The sequence below is a fragment of the Xanthovirga aplysinae genome (assembly GCF_009711365.1).
Lineage (GTDB): Bacteria > Bacteroidota > Bacteroidia > Cytophagales > Cyclobacteriaceae > Xanthovirga > Xanthovirga aplysinae.
Genome location: NZ_SMMB01000723.1, coordinates 1 through 3,510 on the forward strand (window position 1 = coordinate 1; position 3,510 = coordinate 3,510).

General features: G+C 35.2%; 3 protein-coding genes. All 3 read left to right on the plus strand.

What is annotated here, in order from left to right:
• The first annotated feature begins 266 nt into the window (after nucleotides 1–266).
• The gene (locus tag E1171_RS04645; protein WP_155204572.1) at nucleotides 267–1,184 is read left to right on the plus strand and encodes a response regulator; all 918 of its coding nucleotides are present in this window, start codon (nucleotides 267–269) and stop codon (nucleotides 1,182–1,184) included.
• A 474-nt stretch (nucleotides 1,185–1,658) separates the two neighbouring features.
• Entirely contained in the window at nucleotides 1,659–2,021 is a 363-nt protein-coding gene (locus E1171_RS04650) for a BlaI/MecI/CopY family transcriptional regulator (RefSeq protein ID WP_155204574.1), read from the plus strand.
• Nucleotides 2,018–3,510: M56 family metallopeptidase (locus E1171_RS04655; protein ID WP_155204576.1), on the plus strand; the 1,493-nt coding region annotated here is incomplete at its 3' end. The genes E1171_RS04650 and E1171_RS04655, both read left to right, overlap by 4 nt.

A 3,510-nucleotide genomic window follows, 5' to 3' on the forward strand; every position in this document is an offset into this window, starting at 1 on the left:
TGTTAGCAATCAGTTAGCAGGTGTGTGCTTAAATATTGATTATCAATTCATATAGATTTAAAGAAATTTTTGCTGGTAAAGAGGGGATTTTTATTATCTTTAATTAGTTGTTAAGCCTTGCATATCTTAATTTGAGTATTAGGTATTGGTTATAAAGGGTTTAAAAAGCCATTGGCTGGTAAATTTTTTATTGCCCACTTCAATAAAATTTCAGAAGATGAAAAAAGGCAAATAATGATTAAAGAACGGAGAGATTATTTTCAAATATGGAGGAAAATAAGCGAAAAATATTGGTGGTGGATAATGATCACTACAATATGCGAGCCATTGTAAAATGCTTTAAAGATGATTTTCAAATTCTATATGGAACCAATGGACTACAGGGATTCGAAATTGCAATGAAAGAGCTTCCTGATATTATTATCATGGACTGGGAAATGCCCATAATGAATGGAATTGAAGCCATTATCAGACTTAAATCCGATCCTTTGACTCGAGAAATCCCTATTGTGATGGCTACTGGTGTTATGACTTCCTCACAAGATCTTAAAACGGCGCTGGAAGCAGGAGCTATAGACTTTATTAGGAAGCCCTTTGATGAATTGGAGCTGACTTCCAGGACCCTTGCGGCTCTGAGGCTGAGTCATTCTCACCAAAGGATTAAATTTCTTATGGCCAAGGAGAAGGAATTGTTACAAGAACAGCTTTCCCGCAAGGAAAGAGAACTCACCTTACAGGCCATTCAGATCAATGAAAAAAACCAGTTTCTTACTGAGGTTACCGAACAGATAGAGGGGCTGAGAAAACGTCTCGATGGTAGGGAGGATAATTTGCTGTTAAACATAAAAAAGAATCTACACTATCATATAGATGCCGATAAAGCTTGGGAAAATTTTCTACTTCATTTTGAAAGTGTGCATCCTCAATTTTTTAGTGGGCTGAAGCAGGAATTTCCAACTTTGACAAATAATGAATTGCGCTTAAGTGCTTATATAAAAATAGGGATGGATAACAAAGAGATGGCTCAAATTTCAGGCATAGGATTGGGTACTATCAAGAGCAACCTTAACCGTTTAAAAAAGAAGATGAACTTAGAAGCTAATGATAGTATTCGGGATTTTCTGATCCATTATGGACAGGATGATAAAAAGGAGCTGAGTTTTAATTCTTTTTTACCATTCTAACAGCTTGGATTCAAGCTTGCAAACGCTATTCTTATTATCCTACAAAGGTACCAGTATATTTATTTTAACTTCTTCATTTCAACAACGATTTCCTTCTCACTATTTGACAAAAAGAAAAGGAAAAACAAAGATGGAAAAAATATGGCCATGCATTTTTTGCCGGAAAAGGGCATACTTTGAATTCCTAATAAGATGAAACTTTCTGGTAAACGGAGGGACTAACTATGCAGATGGAAGAATTAATTGCTGCTTAAAGATCCTATTCATTCATTGTATGGTTTAATTCAAAACAGGATTTGAAAAGCCTTAGAGCATCATTCTAAAAAGAGTAGAACTTAAAATCATATTTTAAGTTTCTTGGACCAATTTAGGGGCATTTGTAGATAATACTAATGGAATAGTTTAAAAAACTAATAGAATAGTTTGCAAAACTAATTCATTAGGATTAACTTTATAAAAAAAAAAAGGAAAAAGATGAAAAAGTTAGGAGAAAGAGAAGAGCAAATAATGCAGGTGGTTTGGGAACTGAAAAAAGCTTTTGTAAAAGAGATTATTGCAGAATTACCCGATCCAAAACCGCATTATAATACGGTGGCCACAATGGTTCGTATTTTGGAAGATAAGGGCTTTCTAGAGCACGAATCTTTTGGGAAAACCTTTCGCTATTCACCCAAAGTATCCAGAGAAGAATATCAGCGACATGCTCTGGGTGGAATAGTGAAACAATATTTTAATAATTCCTATTCTAGAATGCTGGCTTTCTTTGCCAAGGAGGAAAAAATATCGGAAAAAGAAATGGAGAACATTTTAGAAATCATTAAATCTAAGCGGCCATGATGGGTTATATGTTTGAGGTAGCTATTTTGATAATTATCTGCCTTGTGTTTTATAGGTTATTGCTTCAAAAAGAAACGTTTTATCGACTAAATCGGTGGTACTTTATATTTTGTTTGCTTCTTGCCTTTGCATTACCCTTTGTGCCGGTGCCAAAGAAATTTTCCTGGCAGGGGAATACTTCTCTGATTAAAGAAATGCTTACAGTTTCCCCCAATTGGGTATCAAAGTCTTTTTCAAATAAAGAAGAATCTTCTACTGAGGAAGTTTTCAAAAAGAAAAAAAATAGTGCTAGACCGCAGGAAGGTGAAAATTTAACTAAACAAATTGAGCCTGAAGAAATCAAGAAGGGTAGGAAAGCAAATACGACAGGAGTAACACCAAAGAAAGGCATAAATCCAGCAATGGTATTTCAGTGGATCTTTTACCTTTATTTATTTGGAGTGGTAGTTTTTGCTTTAAATCTTCTGTTTCAGATTTTGGTGTTGGTATTTAAGTCCTATGGGAAAAATGTGATCGTTGATGGTAAATACAGAATTGTAGAGCTGAAAGGGGAAAAGGCTCCCAGTTCATTTGGTAATAGTATCTTCATTAATCCGGAAAAATATGATTGGGACACTTATAGTCAAATTTTAGCCCATGAAAAAATTCATGTAGACCAAAAGCATTCTCTTGACCTATTACTGGCTGAATTGGTGCTGGTATTTCAATGGTTCAATCCCTTCGCATGGATGTACCGCAAATCGCTAGAGCATAATCTGGAATATTTGACGGATTCCTCATTGCTTGTAGGGAGAACGGTAGAGAAAGAGAGTTACCAGTTAAGTTTGTTGAAAGTATCCGTTCCCCATTTCCCATTAGGGGTAAGTACAAATTATAATCAATCTTTTATAAAAAAGCGTATCACCATGATGAATAGCAAAAAATCCTCCCCTCATAGCGCCGGAAAGTATGCTTTTATTATTCCGGTTTTGACCGCTATGGTTTTTCTATTTAATGAGCCCTCAGAAGGGATGATAATGACCAATGATCCTGTTTTTGCCTCCCAACTAGAACCAAATGGGATTTTAGAGGAAACTGCAATAAACGTTCCTGCAGATACTGGAAATGAATCCACAATAAGAGAGGAGGTCAAGGAAGAGGTAAATGTAGAAGAACCGATAATGATTAAAGAGCAATTAAAGGAAGTAAATAAAGAGGTGGCCAAATGGGATAATAATGACTTTGAAGTCCAGTCGGAATATATTGAATCTCTAAAAGCTTTAGGTTATGATAGGTTAACCCTTGATGAATTAATCAGTTTAAAGAACGCTGATGTTGATGCGGATTACATTAAATCCTTACAAGCTTTGGGATATAAAGATTTGTCATTAAGTGAACTAATTAGTGCTGGACATGCGGGTATCAATGCAGAATACATTAGTTCAATGCAAATCTTAGGATTTAAAGAGTTGTCTATTAGGGATTTAATAAGAGCCAGCCATGCCGATAT